The sequence below is a fragment of the Paenibacillus sp. V4I7 genome (assembly GCF_030817275.1).
Lineage (GTDB): Bacteria > Bacillota > Bacilli > Paenibacillales > NBRC-103111 > Paenibacillus_E.
The window spans coordinates 7,824,411-7,841,531 of sequence record NZ_JAUSZD010000002.1; the positions used below are offsets into that span (position 1 = coordinate 7,824,411).

The 17,121-nt window shown below is 44.6% G+C and carries 14 protein-coding genes and 1 pseudogene; 8 read left to right on the plus strand and 7 right to left on the minus strand.

Features of this window, described 5'->3' with window-relative positions:
- Positions 1 to 3 precede the first annotated feature (3 nt).
- Together QFZ80_RS36715 and QFZ80_RS36720 are read right to left on the minus strand one after the other, a co-directional pair.
- Positions 4 to 1,596: a PucR family transcriptional regulator gene (locus QFZ80_RS36715; RefSeq protein WP_307563534.1), complete on the minus strand. Its 1,593-nt coding sequence runs from the start codon at positions 1,594 to 1,596 to the stop codon at positions 4 to 6.
- Complete coding sequence (locus QFZ80_RS36720; protein WP_307563535.1) at positions 1,596 to 2,867, minus strand: amidohydrolase family protein; 1,272 nt, start codon at positions 2,865 to 2,867, stop codon at positions 1,596 to 1,598. The genes QFZ80_RS36715 and QFZ80_RS36720 overlap by 1 nt, the downstream gene beginning before the upstream one ends.
- Before the next feature lie 572 nt (positions 2,868 to 3,439).
- Between QFZ80_RS36720 and QFZ80_RS36725 the strand changes: the two genes are divergently transcribed.
- The 4 genes from QFZ80_RS36725 (at position 3,440) to QFZ80_RS36740 (ending at position 8,789) form a co-directional block, all read left to right on the plus strand.
- Positions 3,440 to 6,115, plus strand: coding sequence for a YhgE/Pip domain-containing protein (locus QFZ80_RS36725; RefSeq protein WP_307563536.1), 2,676 nt, complete (start codon positions 3,440 to 3,442; stop codon positions 6,113 to 6,115).
- Positions 6,116 to 6,179: 64 nt separating this feature from the next.
- A complete protein-coding gene (locus QFZ80_RS36730) occupies positions 6,180 to 6,728 on the plus strand; it encodes a hypothetical protein (RefSeq protein WP_307563537.1) in 549 nt (182 codons plus the stop codon).
- Positions 6,729 to 6,936: 208 nt separating this feature from the next.
- Positions 6,937 to 7,611, plus strand: coding sequence for a phosphatase PAP2 family protein (locus QFZ80_RS36735; RefSeq protein ID WP_307563538.1), 675 nt, complete (start codon positions 6,937 to 6,939; stop codon positions 7,609 to 7,611).
- Complete coding sequence (locus QFZ80_RS36740) at positions 7,608 to 8,789, plus strand: MGDG synthase family glycosyltransferase (RefSeq protein ID WP_307563539.1); 1,182 nt, start codon at positions 7,608 to 7,610, stop codon at positions 8,787 to 8,789. Before QFZ80_RS36735 ends, QFZ80_RS36740 begins: the two co-directional genes overlap by 4 nt.
- A gap of 240 nt (positions 8,790 to 9,029) precedes the next feature.
- Here QFZ80_RS36740 and QFZ80_RS36745 read toward each other — a convergent pair whose 3' ends face one another.
- The 4 genes and pseudogenes from QFZ80_RS36745 to QFZ80_RS36760 all read right to left on the minus strand — a co-directional run bounded on the left by QFZ80_RS36745 (position 9,030) and on the right by QFZ80_RS36760 (position 12,317).
- Positions 9,030 to 9,938, minus strand: a complete 909-nt coding sequence (locus QFZ80_RS36745; RefSeq protein WP_307563540.1) for an ArsR/SmtB family transcription factor — start codon at positions 9,936 to 9,938, stop codon at positions 9,030 to 9,032.
- 88 nt (positions 9,939 to 10,026) lie between these two features.
- Positions 10,027 to 10,461: pseudogene (locus QFZ80_RS36750) on the minus strand (hypothetical protein); the annotation flags it as partial.
- A gap of 123 nt (positions 10,462 to 10,584) precedes the next feature.
- Entirely contained in the window at positions 10,585 to 11,496 is a 912-nt protein-coding gene (locus QFZ80_RS36755; RefSeq protein WP_307563541.1) for a substrate-binding domain-containing protein, read from the minus strand.
- A 230-nt stretch (positions 11,497 to 11,726) separates the two neighbouring features.
- Complete coding sequence (locus tag QFZ80_RS36760) at positions 11,727 to 12,317, minus strand: P-loop nucleotide/nucleoside kinase family protein (protein WP_307563543.1); 591 nt, start codon at positions 12,315 to 12,317, stop codon at positions 11,727 to 11,729.
- Positions 12,318 to 12,515: 198 nt separating this feature from the next.
- Between QFZ80_RS36760 and QFZ80_RS36765 the strand changes: the two genes are divergently transcribed.
- Positions 12,516 to 13,742 carry a serine hydrolase domain-containing protein gene (locus tag QFZ80_RS36765; RefSeq protein ID WP_307563546.1) on the plus strand — a complete coding sequence of 409 codons (1,227 nt, stop codon included), beginning with the start codon at positions 12,516 to 12,518 and terminating at the stop codon, positions 13,740 to 13,742.
- 73 nt (positions 13,743 to 13,815) lie between these two features.
- Here the strand turns inward: QFZ80_RS36765 and QFZ80_RS36770 are convergent, their stop codons facing one another.
- Entirely contained in the window at positions 13,816 to 14,559 is a 744-nt protein-coding gene (locus QFZ80_RS36770; RefSeq protein ID WP_307563548.1) for a GDSL-type esterase/lipase family protein, read from the minus strand.
- Positions 14,560 to 14,705: 146 nt separating this feature from the next.
- Between QFZ80_RS36770 and QFZ80_RS36775 the strand changes: the two genes are divergently transcribed.
- The 3 genes from QFZ80_RS36775 (at position 14,706) to QFZ80_RS36785 (ending at position 17,049) form a co-directional block, all read left to right on the plus strand.
- On the plus strand, positions 14,706 to 14,987 hold the full coding sequence (locus QFZ80_RS36775; RefSeq protein ID WP_307563550.1) for a DUF3024 domain-containing protein: 282 nt from the start codon (positions 14,706 to 14,708) through the stop codon (positions 14,985 to 14,987).
- A 55-nt stretch (positions 14,988 to 15,042) separates the two neighbouring features.
- A complete protein-coding gene (locus tag QFZ80_RS36780) occupies positions 15,043 to 15,495 on the plus strand; it encodes a DUF4362 domain-containing protein (RefSeq protein ID WP_307550245.1) in 453 nt (150 codons plus the stop codon).
- A 108-nt stretch (positions 15,496 to 15,603) separates the two neighbouring features.
- Positions 15,604 to 17,049: a DEAD/DEAH box helicase gene (locus QFZ80_RS36785; protein WP_307563552.1), complete on the plus strand. Its 1,446-nt coding sequence runs from the start codon at positions 15,604 to 15,606 to the stop codon at positions 17,047 to 17,049.
- Positions 17,050 to 17,121: the final 72 nt, after the last annotated feature.

Consider the following 17,121-nt stretch of genomic DNA (forward strand, 5'->3'; position numbering starts at 1 on the left):
CTGCTAGTGCTTGCTAGTTTGCAAATAGTTTCGGAAAAGAAAGGCCAATTTTAAGCGCAGTACATCACTCATTTTTTTGAAATCCATCTGCAGGATGTCAGCAATTTTCTCAAGTCGATAAGAGACCGTATTGCGATGAATGAATAATAGTCGGCTTGTTTCATTAATGGAACCGTCATATTCGAGGTACACCTCAAGCGTCAATGCTATTTCCTGATCAATATGTTTGTTATTGCCGTAGATGGGCTCAAGGACGTAATTGTAGTAGCTGCGCATTGCTTCCTCAGAAAGGTGCTGGAACAGAGAGAACAGCTCGATGGATTCATGGTGAAGAACGGTTAGGTTCATGCGCAGCCTGTGGGCCACGCGGCTAGTTTCTAAACACTCCTTATAGGCATCGTACACCAGTTCCGGATGAGCCTTGGCTCGACTAACCCAGCAATTCAAGCCTGAAGCGGTAGTTCTTGTTGTCAAACTAGATAGGCAGGATGTAAGGGCGACTATAAATTCTTTCTTATGGAACAACTGCTCCTTCGGTAAGGCGAAGATCGAAAGCAATCCATCGGCGATGTAGAGATGCTCAGACTCATAATGCTGCATCATGGGGTGATAAATAAGCTCCTGACGCACTTCATTCAGTAACCTTTTGCCATTTGGGTGCTCAGGTGCGACGGTTGTGAACACACACTGATAAGTAGTGGAAAGCACGCTGAGGTGATAGCTCTTACAGTTTTTCATAAAATCGTGGAAGGAAAGTTCTCTTTCGAAGAAGTCTGTAAATACCAGGCTAAGCGCATGCTGCCGAGAGGGATCTTTGCCCTTTTGAATATCTAAACCAAGATGATACGTTAATATTTCGGCCGCTTGGTGAAATAAGGCTTCCTCTTCTTTGAGTGTGAGCGGAGAATTCAGATACACTTTGAAAAAGCCGGTGCAGCCATGAGGGTCCATCAAAGGAATGCGAAAGCACCGCGTATCTCCAAAGCCTTCCCATTGCACGCTTTTGTGCCATGGCCACTGATGCAGCAGGATTTCTTCCGCCCATGATGTGTTATGAAATAGGACATTTCCACTATGCCCGAACACAGCGATGGGCTGCCCTAAAATGCCGGAAATCATATGGAAAATATCCGACGATTCTTTATGTCGCAGTGCAAACTGCATGAGCTGCTTTTGTTTTTCTAGGACGATTTGCAGTTTTTTGGTCGTTTTGGTGTGTTCGGCATTGAAGAGAGCATCCATCTGGTCGGAAAAGGTGAATTCATAAGGCAGCTCAAGAATGGGGATATCTAATCGATTCGCTTCATCAAACAATTCCTGTGGAATTTGAGACCAGTAGCGTCCTACCTTGATGCCGAGGCCTGCACCGCCACGTTCGTTTAACATGCGTAATAGTGTTAAAGCGACTTCCAGGTGGTCTTTCATGGCGAAGGCGGTGGTAAACAGCATCTCACCAGACTTGACCCAATCGCCGGCATCGGGAGCATCCATAACATTGACGGATCTTAAAATGCGAGACACGCCTTTCTGGCCAGCGACCAGCTTCGCGTGAGATAACGGGTAAATCGTTAGCGCTTCTTCGACGGTCAGATGCATCAGGAACCCACCTTTCTTTCATTAAGAGCCACATTCTCATGGTAAAAGGTTGTTTGCTTCAAAGTGGAAGCGATCAGCTTGCCTTTCTTCCACACGTACAGCCTCGGGGCGCGTTCGTAGACAACACTCCGTAGGTCAAATGCATCACATAAAACAAGATCTGCGTATGCGCCAACTTGTAACCCGTAATGATCAACCTGAAGGGCCCTCGCAGCGCGAATTGTTGCCATTTCGACGATCGTAACCACATCCTGTTTGGAACCCATATAGGCGGTTTGGGCGAGAAGTAATCCGGTATCCAGAGGGTCCGCGGTGCCGAAGGGGGTAAAAGGATTTTGAATATTATTGCTCCCAAAGATTACATTAGCGCCTTGCTCTAATAGTAAGGAGACGGGGGTTAACCCGCGGCGGGGGCGATGGTCATCATTACGACCGTTCAAGTAGAGATCCGTTGCTGGCAAACACATGACGTGAATACCGGCATCTGCAATTGACTTGCAAATTTCTTTGGCTTGCTCGTAAGGGAGGGAACCTAGAGATGTGAGATGTCCGACGCTGACGCGCCCCTGCATGCCGTACTCGTGCGTCATTCGAATGATCTTGAGAATCGCTAGCATCTGCGGGTCATCGGAGAAATCCACATGCAAATCTAGAGGCTTATTGAAGGTATGGGCTAAGTTGAAAACAATGCTTAGATGCTCTTCGAGATTCGGATCTTGATACGTAATGCCGCCAACCACATCAGCTCCAAGCTGTAAGGCTGTTCTCAGCAGTTCTTCTGTACCTGGCTGCTTAATGATACCTTCTTGAGGAAAGGCGACGATCTGTAAGGTAAGTGCGTCATGGTAACGTTTTTTCAGCTCCAACATTACTTCGAGACCAATGAGATTAACGATTGGGTCAATTTCCACGTGACAACGCATGTGTGTAACGCCGTGAGCTATCGCTTGTCGAATCACTTGTACAGAGCGAGTCTCGATATCTTCTTTCGTGAACATCCGTTTAAGCTCCAAGGTCGATGCCATGGCTTGCTGTATCGTAAGGGCTTCTACTTTCATCTGATTCAAAAGAAAAGCTTTATCCAGATGGATATGTGGTTCTATGAATCCAGGGAGTAGAACGCGTCCGTGGGCTTTTAAGATATTTCCTTCACTATAGGAGTCAGGTTGATGCTCACTCAGGAAAACAATCCTTCCCGCTTTAATCCCTACATCCATGAATGTGCTGAATTGAGGATTAGAGAAACGTTGGATGATCAAATCTGGCTCCATGCCACTTCACCTCGTAATTATGTTAATTAATCTAACGTTAAATTGACTTGTTAAGTGAATTATAGGTCTGTCATGTAAATTGAGTCAATTTAATGTCAGGATAATTGTGTATTTTAATAAAATGGGTCCTGAAATTGTAATTTTATAAATTTAATGTGCAAATAACTCACATACCCTCCCTCTTTTCATCGATTTAAAATAGATCTCTATAACAGGAAAGCTTCTTCTTCAAACCCTCACCCTTCAACCTGCTTACTGACCTCTGTTCTTAGTCCCTCTTTTTACGACTCCAAGCTGCATATATTAGACTTATCCACAAATTTACCCACAGTATCAACATGTCCACAGAGCAGACTGTGTACAATAAATCAGACATTCTATACACATATCCACAGGACAACTTATCCACAGACATGAAGGTTTCTAACAGTGATGAGAACTCCTTCTGATGGATTCCATGGGGGGGATCCTAGATATTATTTTGTATAGTCATCTCTTATATGGCAAATAAGTGTATGGTAACTTAGGTGCAAGGTAACATTAACCATATCGTTGAAAGTTGTGGAGGTATTATGAAGAAAATTTTGGGCATTTATTTAACGGATCTTAGGAACTTGTGGAAAGTGCCCACAGGTCTTTTTCTTATGATTGCACTAGCTATTTTACCGTCTGTGTATGCCTGGATTAATCTAGAAGCGATGTGGGATCCTTATGCCAATACGTCTGGTATCAAAATTGCTGTAACAAGCAATGACCAGGGGGCTGTTGTCGAGGATAAAGCCATTAATATCGGCAATGAAGTTGTGGATAATTTGAAAAATAATCATTCTCTGGGTTGGACGTTTGTGAACGAGCAGGAGGCTCTGGACGGTGTTGAGCGAGGGGATTATTACGCAAGTTTGATTATTCCGGCCGATTTTTCCCGAAAAATAACGAGTATTGTGGATGGATCGATGGTAAAGCCGGAGATTTTATATACGGTAAATGAGAAAATTAATGCGGTCGCTCCCAAAATTACGAGCAAGGGTGCTTCCAATGTGACTGCTCAAATCGGCGAAAATTTTATTAAAACGGTGAGCACGGCTATTTTGACGCGCTTGAAAGAGCTCGGTATCGATTTGGAGAAAGAGTTGCCGACAATTCGGAATATGGAGTCAAGGATCTTTGAGTTGGAAAAGCGCTTGCCGGAGATTACGGCTATGGGAGACAAAGCGCTGGAGATCGAGCAGAAGCTGCCGGACATCAAGGAAAAGGGGCAGAAAATCGTCGAGCTCGAGAAACGGATTCCCGAAATGGATCGGGCCGGTGATACGATTCTAAAGATTGAAGAGCGTTGGCCAAAGATTGAAGCAGCTGCGCAAGAGGTATTGGTTATTCAGCAAAAACTGCCGGAGATTCAGCGGGCCGCTAATCGCATCGCAGAACTGGATCAGAACTTCGGCAAGGTCGAAGAGGCACTAAACACAGCGATTGATAAATCTCGCAAGGCGGATGAAATTGTTACCGCTGCGTTAAATACTCTGCCAAAAGTAGAGGCCATTGCTGCGCAAGGTGGTGCGTTTGCAACCCAGTTGGCCAACTTTTTACAAAATAATGATGCGGCGTTCCAAGCGCTTATCCCTGTCGTGAAACAGAATTTGATATTGCTTCAGCAGACGACGGATGCGGTAACCCAGCTTACTGGCTTGCTCCAGGATGCTAATCTTGACCCGCAGAAAGCTTTGGCTGCTATAGGGCTGCTCACGGATCGCCTTACTGCGGGCGTGGCGGTCATTGATCGAACAGTCGACCTGCTTACGCGTTTGAACACCTACTTACCCAATGGCCCGCTGACCGATTCCATTGACCGTTTGAACAGTGTCAAATCAAAGTTCAGTAACCAACTTGAAACGTTAAGTAAGATTCAGTCGGCCATTCAGCGCGGAGAGAAACCGGCGAAAGACCTTGTGGATAATTTGAATGCATTGTCCAAAGAAGCGAGCAGCGCATTAGGCAGTATTTTGTCGCGCTACGACTTGGAAATTGTCCCGAACATCACCAAGGCACTGGGTCAAATGAAGTCTATCGCCCAAAACTCAGCTGCTGATCTGCAGACACTGCAGTCCCAACTGCCGAACATCAAAGAGATCTTAGTGGATGCGCAGAGCGGCATTCATTTCGCGCAAGCTCAGCTCGATATGCTGCAAAAGGATCTGCCGAATATCCGCGCGAAGGTACATGAAGCGTCAACGACCCTTCAGACCAAAATGAACGAGTTCACCAACGCGATCAATGAAGCCGCGCCGTTCGTTCGCAATGATCTTCCCAAAGTCCGGCAAAAGCTGCATGAGGCAGCAGACTTTGTGCGCCATGATTTGCCGGCGGCTGAGGATGAAATTCGTAAATTATCCGACCTGTATCAGACGAAATTTCCAGAGGTAGAGAGTGCCGTTCATCTAGCGGCAAACCTGGTGCGCAATGATTTGCCAGAATTTGAGGCGGCTGTCCGCAAAGCGGCGGATCAAATCCGTAAGGTAGAAGGCGGGGGCAGTATCGAAGAAATTCTCCGACTGCTGCAAAATGATATTCAGAAGCAAAGCGATTTCCTCGCGAATCCTGTGCTGATTAAAGAGGATAGGCGTTTTCCCATTCCGAACTATGGGTCGGCGATGTCGCCCTTTTATACAACGCTATCCCTGTGGGTAGGCGCTATGCTGCTTGTTTCGCTGCTGAGAGTGGATGTAGATAACCCAGACGGCCTGCTAAAGACGCACCATATTTACTTTGGGCGTATGCTCATCTTCCTGACAGTTGGATGTCTCCAAGCCATTATCGTCACAATCGGCGATATGTACCTCTTGGGCACATATGTTGTGGATAAGTTCTGGTTCGTTATTTTTGCGATTCTCATCAGCATGGTGTTCATAACCATCACATACACATTAGTCTCCGTATTCGGGAACATAGGCAAAGGAATTGCGATCATCTTCCTCGTGCTTCAGTTTTCCAGCTCCGGCGGCACTTTTCCGGTTAGCACGGCATCGCCTTTTTTCCAAAAGCTTAACCCGCTCGTGCCGTTCACTTATGCGGTAGGTATCATGCGTGAGACGGTTGGTGGTATGCTGCTCTCCGTGGTGCTTAGAGATGTGTTCTTCCTCTGCTTATTCATTGTGATTTGCTACGTCATTGCTTTAGTGCTCAAAAAGCCGCTCAGCGGCTATACCCAGAAAGTTGCGGAGAAGGCGAAGCAGACGAAGCTAATTACTTGAAGAAGGTGATGTCGCTTGTACTAGGCGTAAGGGGAGGGGGAGTTTTTAAAAAGGCGGTGTTGGCATGAATAAACTAATCATGTGGATTGTTCTTCTTGTGTTTCTATTTCCCGCAAATACCTATGCGCTATCCTGTGCGCAAATGCCATCGATTGATCAGGCTTATGAACAATATGATGGTGTCATTATTGGTCTTGTTGAGGCTGTTGTTCGCAAAAAGGAGAGTAATCAAATTCAATTAACTGTCGTAAAAAGCTTTAAAGGAATTGAGGAACGTACAATAAAAGTGGACGAGGACATCACATGGGGATCACTTAACGGGCCAAGTGAGAAAGGCGTACATTATCTCCTTTTTCTAAAAAAGAAAGGGGACGAATGGGAAAATCCACTTTGTTCACCTTCCATGAAGTTAGCCGATGCATCCAAAGAGCTCGACTACTTGAAGGATAAAGAGGTCCCGTTGAAAGAGGCAAAAGCTGCAGCAGAATCTTTTACTACTATAGCAGACAATACGTCAAATCTTTGGATTATCATCGCCATCCTTGTTGGCTTGATCGGGGCTATCTTATTTAGAATTCTTCGTTATAAGAAGCGATCTAACAGAAATAAATAAGCATTTACTTACTTCACTAGCCGTTTAGACTTGTGCCTTGGTCACAGGTCTTTTCTCTGTATTTTCTATTTTCGCAAAAATAGAACTTAGACTTTGGTCTAGGTTTTTTCGCGACCTTTGGCTAACGAAAGACAGTACCTTAGTGCGTTAAGAAGTTATTTGATCTCTTTTATAATGAAGATAACGTAAAGGAGAGCGAGGAATTAATGTGAAAAAAACTTCGTGGTGGTCTTATATAATGGCTTGCAGCGGCTTGCTATTGATCCCCTTAGTGGGACTCATCTACATTCATCTAAATCAGGCGGACGGGGTGGCTTACAGCTTAGTTACTGATCTAGATCGGCAAATTCCGTTTATGAAGAGCTTCGTTATACCTTACCTGTCCTGGTATGGATTTCTGTTGGTTGGGTTCTTATATTTGGCTTATAAGGATCGCAGCATGTACTATAAAACACTTTTTCAGTTCATAATGGGTCTGCTCTTGTGCTATGGGGTATATGCTATATATCAGACGACTGTTCCTCGGCCGGAGCTAACCGGAAGCGATTGGCTGCTGCGGATGGTACAGTGGGTGTATCGCTCAGATCAACCGTTTAACTGTTTTCCAAGTACACATGTATTAACTTCGTATTTAATGATGAAAGCCTATTTAAGATCAACAACTATAGTCTGGCCCTATAAAATGGCCGTTACGAGCATGTCATTGCTCATTATTGTATCGACACTGTTCGTAAAACAGCATGTTCTTCTGGATATTGTAGGTGCCGTACTGGTTTCAGAGGGTGTTGTGTACGTCGTGGAACGTTTTAGAATGGGTTTGCTGAAAGATTCGGTGGCTGTGAATACGCAGCAGCGAAAGTTCGAAGGGGGACTTAGAAGATGAAACGTAGGGACAAACTATTAATCCTGACAGGCAGTCTAGGGGACGGGCATAATAAAGCAGCGCAAGCGATTTTGGAAGCTGCACGGTTTTATAAACCGGATGTGGACGTGAAAGTGGTTGATTTCCTGGAGTGGACGCATCCTTATCTGCATTCCGTGGGCAAATACTGCTATATGCAGTGGGTGAAAAGTCTGCCTTCGGTTTACGGGTATTTGTACCGCAAGACGCGAGAGGATAATACATTGTCTCATATGTTTAAAAAGATGAAATCGTTCAGCACTGACAGGATGCTGGAACTGCTTCATGAAGAGGAGCCGACGGAAGTGGTGTGCACCTTCCCGGGGGCGGCCGCGGCGATGTCGTACTTAAAATGTAACGGACTAACTACGGTGCCTACTGTGACAGTGATGACGGATTATACGGATCACAGTTACTGGGTTCATCCCGGTACGGATCGTTATCTAGTTGGCGCCGAGCATGTGAAGCAATCGCTCCTGCGTTACCGGATCCCGGAGCAGCGTATTATGGTGACGGGTATTCCGATTCGAATGCCTTTCACGCAAACGTACGATCGTAATGAGCTCCGTGATAAGCATGGTTTGCACCGTGATATGCCTACCGTGCTGGTGATGGGGGGCGGGCATGGTTTGATCGGCAAGCAGTTCAAGTCTGTACTGCAATCAGATGATCTGGCGGTGCCGGTGCAGTTTGTATTCGTATGCGGGCGCAATGAGAAGTTGAAGCAGCAGCTAGAGGAGGAGCTGGGCGGCGAGAAAACACGCCATCGCGTGATGGTCACAGGATTCGTGGATCACATCCACGAGCTGATGGCTTTATCCGATCTGATCGTGACGAAGCCGGGAGGACTTACCGTATCCGAGGCGCTCGCACTCGAGTTACCGATGATGCTGTACAAGCCGATACCTGGTCAAGAGCAAGATAATGCGGCATTTCTTGTTGGCCTTGGAGCAGCGATTGAAGTGAAGAATGCGGTGGAGCTGAAAAGACAATTGCTTGAGGTTATCGCCAACCGGTCTTTGCTGGTGAGACTTAAGAAGAATGCCAAGCTTAGTCAGCAGAACCAAGATGCTCTTCACACGCTGAATGCGATATTGGATACTCACCATCATTTCATCCCTGCACTTGATGGCCTGCAGCTAGCCTATGCAAATGTGTGATACGTTGGGTCATCAACATCAAATGTAAAGTTAGTTTTGTTTGGGAGCCCCTTCGTCCCTCTTTTTCCTCTTCAAAAAGCACCGTACTTTGGCTCAAATTGCACAGGTGCTTATTCTGTCAAGTTTGGTGTCAATGTGTGGGGGTTTCCAGATTGTCTCAAAATTAGATTTGTGAATCGGGGATCTGCTTGACATGTTATTATTGTCAACATGAATGAGGAACCCCGTGAAAATACGATCCTATTTATCCTCATGCATCGTAACCACGATGTCTTGCTCATAATTTCCGAATTGCTTGCCGAACAACGTAATTCCGCCGCAGTTTGTGGAATCTTCTAAGGATGCAATTCGAAAATGGATGTCTTTTGCGAAAGAAATATCTAAGTCTTGGATGGTGATGTCGGAAATCTTTGTTCCGTCCAAGAAAGAACCTTGCGGATTGACGGTGATGATTTTCAAAAGACCGTGCTGAGTGAAACCATTTCCCCACCAATCCGGGGATAGCACACCTCTTTGCTTTCCAAAATCACCAGGGCTCGTCCACTGACCTAGGGGAGTTTCGTTGATAAAGAAAGAAATATCGGATGGCCAATTCTCGTTAAACCCCGGGGCCTCGGAACAGATTTCAAAAGAAATTTCCATGGAGCGAAGCTTCTGATTGCTGTGAAAAAAGTTAGGGATTCTATATTCGACATAACCGCTCCCGAACCAGAGGATGCCGGCGTGCACATGCTGGGGATCCGCGAAATATCTGGGGTCATCAATAACGCCAATAATTTGCGTAGGCGAAGCAAGACCGCACGTAGGCCTCACCTCGAAGGATGAGTATTGGCCAACCGGAATTGAAATCGTATTCGTCGGATGTTCATACGGTTTCTTTGCTTTGAACTGAAGCATCGCTTGCTCGAGCTGCAGATAACATACCTTCTGAGTACCACGAACACCTGTCATACTCTCGGACGTAACAATTCCGGCTTGTTCCAGCTTCTGTATATGCTTAGTCACAATAGCGGATGAAATCTCCAGCCGCTGTGATAATTGTTTGATATTCAAAGGTTCTTCGCCTAGCAGCTCAATGATTTTCACTCGGGTCTCCGAGGAGAAACATTCAAGGAAGTACATATTTTTGGTCGAAACCTCAATTTGCATAGTAGGACCTCATTCTAATGTTTTTATTCATTGTATAACTTGTAGGTTAATTAAACAATGTTAAGACAGAGATAGAATTGGCTGCTAGATTGCGGAGGAGATGAGGTCCGATGACCAATTGCAGCAGCATACGGCATACCTCGGGCCGGTTCTGGATATCATCGAAGGAGAAATGAATCATTGTCCACCCCATTCCTGTGAGGAACGTATCTCGGTTCAGAGCGTAACTGAATTTCTCGCGATCCATATCTTTGATATGGCTTTGATAGCCGTCGCACTCAATTCCAAAACGACCAAATGGGGTGAGGAACGCGAAGTCGAGGAATTGCGACTTGCGATTCCAGTCGTAGATCTCATATTCCGGATGTAGGTTGTCAAAGTTTCCGAATAGTGGCCACCATACCTGTTGGAGCAGCAGCTTTTCTGCAAAGTTGTGCCCCCTGAGTAAACGTCCCTTTCTTTCACCAGTTCTGCGAGCATGACGGATTTCTATGAACGATTGATGTGCTTGTTCAAATGGCATTTGGCATACGCCTCCTTATAAGAGAATAAAAAAACGCCCTTGCGCCACAGGGCTCAAGGACGTTCTTCGTCTAATAAATATTATAACATTATCCGGTAGACAGAGGAATTCAAATGATTATTTCTATCCTAGCGCTTTACAGGAATCACGCTCGATGAGTTCTCCGTAAATGGAAATCTTCGCAGGACTTCCGCCGAAGTCGATTTTGCGAATGAGAAAATCTACGGCTTCAATGCCGAGCTGTTCACGCTGCACTTTGATCGTCGTTAAGTGAGGAGCGATCATTTGAGCTGCTTCAATGTCGCCAAACCCAACAACAGAGATATCCTTCGGTACCTTGTAGTCTTTGGAAATAAGGATTTGAATGAGGGAAATCGCAATGCGATCATCCGCACAAAACCAGGCTGTCGGCATAGAAGTCATCGCATCGAGATGATCGGTTAACTGGGCGGTGGTGGAATTTAGCGCCTCCAGTGGTGAGGGATTGACGATATTGTGATTCATGTCTATGGCTAGCCCTGCATCAGACATGGCATTTTGGTATCCGGACCAGCGTTCCTTGAAGCTCTTCGTCCTACTAATCGCACCGATAAAACCAATCTGCCGATGACCTTTGTCAATGAGATGAGTGACGATTTTGTAAGCCTCTTCGGCATTCGCTGTCACAACAGCGTCAAGCTGTAAGCTATCGTAATAATGATCCACCGTAACGAGGGGAATTCCCAAATCAACAAGCTTTCGAACATAATTAAGATGAAGGACGTCAACAAGTAATATGCCGTCAAATACAATTTCGTGATAAAGCTCCGGCAGGATGAGTTGATCCTCCATCGCTTGTGTGATACCGCAGATAATGGCGTTGTAGCCATTTTCTTTGGCTCTTTTTTCTATGGACCAGAACACTTCGTAGTAGAAGATTTGATCATTACGAATGTTCTCAGGGATTAAGACGAGCAGGTTGCCGCGTTTCTTTTTTGTCTTAGTATCTGTCCGATAGTTCAACTGATTAGCTGCTTCGAAAATACGAAAGCGCAATTCTTCGCTGACGCCAGCTTTATTTATTAAGGGCTAAGGAAACGGCATTCTTGGAAATGCCCAATTTATCGGCGATGTCTTGCATGGAGGTTTTCGAATTCATTTATGTATTGCCCCTTGAGAAGTATGTAGATTCTATATGTATTCTATAATTACAGAAGTCTATTTGTAAAGTAAAATCAATTCACTTGTTACTTTACAAATAAATAATGTCAATGTTGTTGCCTGGATCATTTTCTTCTATAAATGAATTTCTCAAGTTCATATAGCTTTACAGATGAAAACGGTCCTGAATTATCGAAATAGAGAATTGAAGAGGGATCAATTAGCCATTTGATTTCCTTGCGAACGAGCGACTGGCTAAAATGCTTCCAGTTGTCCAGCTTCCAAACATCCAATACGGAGCCTCTAGTCCGTATACGTTCTTGGTAGGCATTCTCGCTTGGTAAATAGACAAAAACAGCCCTAACGCACACATCGCTAATCGTAGCACCAACGTTTGAAAGTTCCTTTTCCAGCCAAAGCGGATCTGCTAGTTCTTTGGTGAAAGGTCCGACAACAATGGCATCCAAGCCAAGCTCGAGATTCTCAAGTGCAGCGTCCATCGTTATGCGGTATCCCAAATCACGACAGTATGTCTTATATGTGGGGGAATCCCGGTCGTTCGGGTCTTGTCCGGCAAGGGTCATGATCGCTTCTGCCGCGGGTCGGAGCAGCGTATCCATGTCCAGAAAAGCTCCGCCGTGCTTGCGTGCCCATACTTTGGCTAGTGTCGTTTTTCCGGCACCGGCAGGCCCTATAAAAAATATGAGTTTTCGCATGCCTAACCTCCGAATAAAGTTTCCTTTTAAAGGGATTTGTACGAATATTGTAACATATGTGGCGAAAATCATATGAAATTCAGCAAACGTTCAGCTAATATTAAGGTTCTATTAAGGATTAAGTCATATTTAGTTCACACTTATCATGTAAAATTCTTAGCACAGGGGGCTAAAACCATACTGGAAGGAAAGATAGAGATGAAAAACAAAAATAACCCACTTGTCGGAAGTGGAAATGGAACAAAAACCCTTTCTTTGACAGCGACTGGAACCCAAAATAAACAAGTTCATGTTTTGAACAAATCGATCCCTCAAGTGACCATCAATTCTGATAGTATTTCAGCAATAACAGATAATGATTGGCCCACACAAGGTTGGAAAACATCTACGCCAGAGGCGCAAGGGATGAACTCGGCTGGACTAGCCAAGATGCTCGAAGTTTTTCGTGACCAACAGGTACATAGTGCAGCGGTTATCCGTAACGGACATTTGGTTGCTGAAGCTTATAATGAGAGCACCCAAGCTGATTTACCACAAGATGTGAAGTCCGTAACCAAAAGCGTGACGTCCGCATTGATCGGTATTGCTTTATCGGAGCGTAAGCTGATAAGTTTGGATCAGAGGCTTGCTGCGTTTTTTCCCGAGTTAGAAAGTGATCCTTTGAAGTCAAAGATCATGTTAAAGCATTTGCTTAACATGACCTCGGGGCTATCGTGGAACAATGAAAACGAACAATCCTCAACGGAAATGATGTACTCACCGGACTGGGTGCAAAATGTTCTGGAACGCCCAGCTAAGAACCAGCCTGGTACAGTATTTAATTACAGCAATGGTGATGCACATCTTCTGTCTGCTGTCCTGCAAAAGGTAACAGGCGAGTCCATGTTTGACTATGCCAAATCCCGCTTATTCGAGCCGCTTGGTATTACAGATGTAAACTGGAATCATGATCCTGGGGGCTGCACGATTGGGGCTTGGGCTCTGGCATTAACGTTAAGGGACATCGCCAAAATTGGCTATCTGTATCTGAAGGAAGGCGAGTGGGAAGACAAGACCATTATTCCGAAGTCATGGATCCGGGAGTCGGTGACTAAGCGCGTATTCCTCAATTACAGTAACGGCACACAAGGTGGTTATGGCTATTATTGGTGGTCCAAGCCTTTGGCTCAGGGGCTAGTCAGAGGAAGCAAAAAGCAGCATGAAGTTTACTATGCATCTGGTTCAGGAGGAAGGCGCATATTTGTCATCCCTGATCTACAATTAGTCGTTGCAGCTACAGCGCATTCGGCGGATGTGGACATGCCAGAACAACTGCTGAACCATGTGGTTCAAGCTATTAGATCGGATAAGCCTATTCAAGAGAATTCGGATGCTTTTGATGGATTGGGTCAGGCTATTGAGGCTTTTAAGCTGGGATTAGAGTAGTGGATAAGGATGGACATTGTGTTAAAAATTTTATAGAAAAAGTAAAAGGAGCTGCCGCAGCTCCTTTTACTTTTTAAATGATAATTCCTTTTTCAGACAAAGTTTTACGCAAAACATTTGCCATTATATTATAGCCGAGCACATTTGGATGAAGGGAGTCGTCCGACAATTCCGATCGCAACGTTTTGCCGTCCGGACCCACGAGACTGGCATGATAGTCAACATAGATAACTCCTTCATAATCTGCCATATGTTTGAGTGCTCGGTTTGAGAATGCAAGTAGTTCATTACGGACACCTGTGCTGTTGTTGGGACAACGAATCAACGGTTCGAAGGGGAAGCAAGGAATATCTCTACCAGTAGGCAGGTTCGAACCGACAATTGGTATTATGCCGCTGCTTTTGGACAATCGAACCATCGACGTGATATTGCTTAGAATCTCATGATTGATTTGTTCGGGTGTTCTTCGTTCGCGCATATCTACGGCATCAAGTCTCCATGTATTGTTCGTTCCCCCTAAAATATGTACATATATGGGCTTTAATTGAATAACATCGGCAGGAAAACGTCGAAGCATAATCGGTGTTATGTCTCCCGAAATCCCGCGGTTGACAATGAAATTACTGGATGAACTGAAATAGACTTGTAAATCCCAAAATTGTGTGATGGATTCACCGATGAAAACAAAATTAACTGCGATATGATGAAACAGGATTTGTTCGTTAAAGCCGTCGTAAGCGGCACGCAAACGGTCAGCGGCTGCATTGAATGAAAAGTTGCCTGGCTTGATGAATGGTACTCTTTGTCTAGCGGACAAAAAATCCCCTACTTTCCGAATAATTGATTCAAATTATATGTATAAGAAATTCTTGCATAAAAGAACAGGAACGAGAGAGGTTAAAACAAAATATTTTGATTTTTTGTAAGATGAGGTAGTTCAAGAAGCGCTTGAGTTAGGAATATATGGAGAAGAAAATTCCCAAGCATTTAAACAACCAGATTCGGATGGTGTATAAATTTAGAGGGAACAATGTGACACTCATCGAGAAAAGGGAACCTTTTAGGGGTACGGAATGGACCCAATTAGACATTGCACAGTTCAGATTAGAATCAAATGAATGGAAAGTCTATTGGAGAGACAGTAAGGATAAGTGGCACTGGGTTGATTATATCCATCCAGATAGTAATTTTGAAAAACAATTACAATTAGTTGATCAGGACAATACGGGAGTGTTTTGGGGATAAAGATTGCGAAAGTTTCAAGAACCGCGACAAGGCATATATAGAACCGAGGTAAACCATGAGGAGAATAGTTTGTCTTATTCTTTTTGTATTAGTACTATCAGCTTGTAATTCATACACTCTTCAAGACGCAAAGAATAATGGAGATATTATTGTAGGTCATCTAGGGCCAATGAACTTTGAAAAGATTGATTCTTTTATTACTGATTTTGAAAAGCAGAAAGCATCTAAACTCCGAATTACTAGTTACTCAGTGGAAGGGGATCCAATATTAAGCGATCTCTATTATGATGGGAAGCAAATTAACTATACATTTGATAACTCAAGAGATAAACATGGTGGAAACCAAAAAGGGAAAGATAAAACATCGTGCAATAAAATTGAGAAGAGAAGTGTAACGAGAGAGGACAGTACAAAGGGATTTGAATATATCTTAACGGATTGCAAAGAGATTATTGGTTTTCATTCTCCTGATAAAGATGAAATTTACTTAATGTTTAAAGCTCAGTAATTATTTCTTGGTCTGCATCCCTTAAGCCCTCTTTTAGGGGCTTTTTTTTGTTCCCGAGGCAAGATGTAGTAATATAGGAAGAACAGAAAGAAGAAGGGGAGTTTATTCGTGGGTATAAGAAGTTTTACGGATTACAATTTGAGTGAAGATATCGTACGGGCGCTTCAAAGTTTAGGATATGAGCAGCCGACAGATGTGCAGAACGAAGTGATTCCTATCGCGCTGCAGGAGAAGGATCTCACGGTGAAGTCACGTACGGGAAGCGGGAAGACGGCGGCGTTCGGTATACCGATTTGTGAATTGGTGGAGTGGGAAGAGAACAGACCGCAGGCACTGATTTTGACACCGACGAGAGAGCTGGCCGACCAAGTAAAGCAGGATATCACGAATATCGGGAGATTCAAGCGGATTAAAGCGGTGGCTCTGTATGGGAAGCAACCTTTCGCGAAGCAAAAGATTGAGCTGCACCAGAAGTGCCATGTTGTTGTTGGGACGCCGGGCCGCGTGCTGGATCATATTCAAAAAGGGACGCTGGACCTGGAGCGGCTGAAATATCTAGTCATCGATGAAGCGGATGAGATGCTGCGGATGGGCTTTATTGAGCAGGTAGGGGCGATTATAGATGAGCTGCCAACGGATCGCATGACGATGTTATTTTCGGCAACTCTTCCAAAAGACGTGGAACAATTATGCCATCGATATATGCGTAAACCTATTGATATTGAAATTCAAACGCCGGAGGCTTCCAAGGTTCAGATTGAGCATGCTATCATAACGGTTCGAGAAAACGATAAGTTTAATGTGCTTAAGGATGTCTTCGTGGTGGAGAATCCCGACAATTGCATCATTTTCTGTCGGACGCAAGAACATGTTGACTACTTATATAGACAGTTGGAGCAGCTAGACTATCCATGTGACAAAATCCACGGTGGCATGATACAGGACGATCGATTCCTAGTCATGAATGCTTTTAAAAGAGGGGAATTCCGTTTCTTAATTGCCACGGATGTCGCGGCGCGAGGGATTGATGTGGAGGATATCACACACGTCATTAACTACGATCTTCCGCTTGAAAAAGAAAGCTATGTCCACCGAATCGGAAGAACCGGTCGTGCGGGGAAGACGGGCAAGGCGATTACGTTTGTTACGCCAAATGAGGACAAGTTTCTAGCTGATATTGAAGGCTATCTTGGGTTCGAAATACCGAGAAAAGACGCTCCCACTGCGGAAGAGGTTACACTTGGTCAACCGGCTTTTGATCAGAAAATGCAGGCGACGCCTGTCATTAAGAGGGATAAAAGTGACCAATTGAACAAGGGAATCATGAAGCTCTATTTTAACGGCGGGAAAAAGAAAAAGATTCGGGCGGTAGACTTTGTGGGAACCCTGGCCAAAATTGAAGGTGTGACGGCTGACGATATCGGGATCATTACGATTCAGGACAATGTGTCGTATGTGGACATTTTAAATGGTAAGGGTCCGCTGGTGCTCAAAATGATGAAGAATACGACGATTAAAGGTAAGCTGCTGAAGGTGCATGAAGCGAATAAGTAAGATTAACGATCCGGTTAGCCTCTAAGGCTCATCGGATTTTTTGTTGTGTATCTGTTTTTGTCAGAATTTACA

Excerpts from the sequence above, each read along its gene's own strand:
- QFZ80_RS36715 (WP_307563534.1), bottom strand. The coding sequence starts at position 1,596 with ATGCATCTGACCGTCGAAGAAGCGCTAACGATTTACCCGTTATCTCAC.
- QFZ80_RS36720 (WP_307563535.1), bottom strand. The coding sequence starts at position 2,867 with ATGGAGCCAGATTTGATCATCCAACGTTTCTCTAATCCTCAATTCAGC.
- QFZ80_RS36725 (WP_307563536.1), top strand. The coding sequence starts at position 3,440 with ATGAAGAAAATTTTGGGCATTTATTTAACGGATCTTAGGAACTTGTGG.
- QFZ80_RS36730 (WP_307563537.1), top strand. The coding sequence starts at position 6,180 with ATGAATAAACTAATCATGTGGATTGTTCTTCTTGTGTTTCTATTTCCC.
- QFZ80_RS36740 (WP_307563539.1), top strand. The coding sequence starts at position 7,608 with ATGAAACGTAGGGACAAACTATTAATCCTGACAGGCAGTCTAGGGGAC.
- QFZ80_RS36745 (WP_307563540.1), bottom strand. The coding sequence starts at position 9,938 with ATGCAAATTGAGGTTTCGACCAAAAATATGTACTTCCTTGAATGTTTC.
- QFZ80_RS36760 (WP_307563543.1), bottom strand. The coding sequence starts at position 12,317 with ATGCGAAAACTCATATTTTTTATAGGGCCTGCCGGTGCCGGAAAAACG.
- QFZ80_RS36765 (WP_307563546.1), top strand. The coding sequence starts at position 12,516 with ATGAAAAACAAAAATAACCCACTTGTCGGAAGTGGAAATGGAACAAAA.
- QFZ80_RS36775 (WP_307563550.1), top strand. The coding sequence starts at position 14,706 with ATGGAGAAGAAAATTCCCAAGCATTTAAACAACCAGATTCGGATGGTG.
- QFZ80_RS36780 (WP_307550245.1), top strand. The coding sequence starts at position 15,043 with ATGAGGAGAATAGTTTGTCTTATTCTTTTTGTATTAGTACTATCAGCT.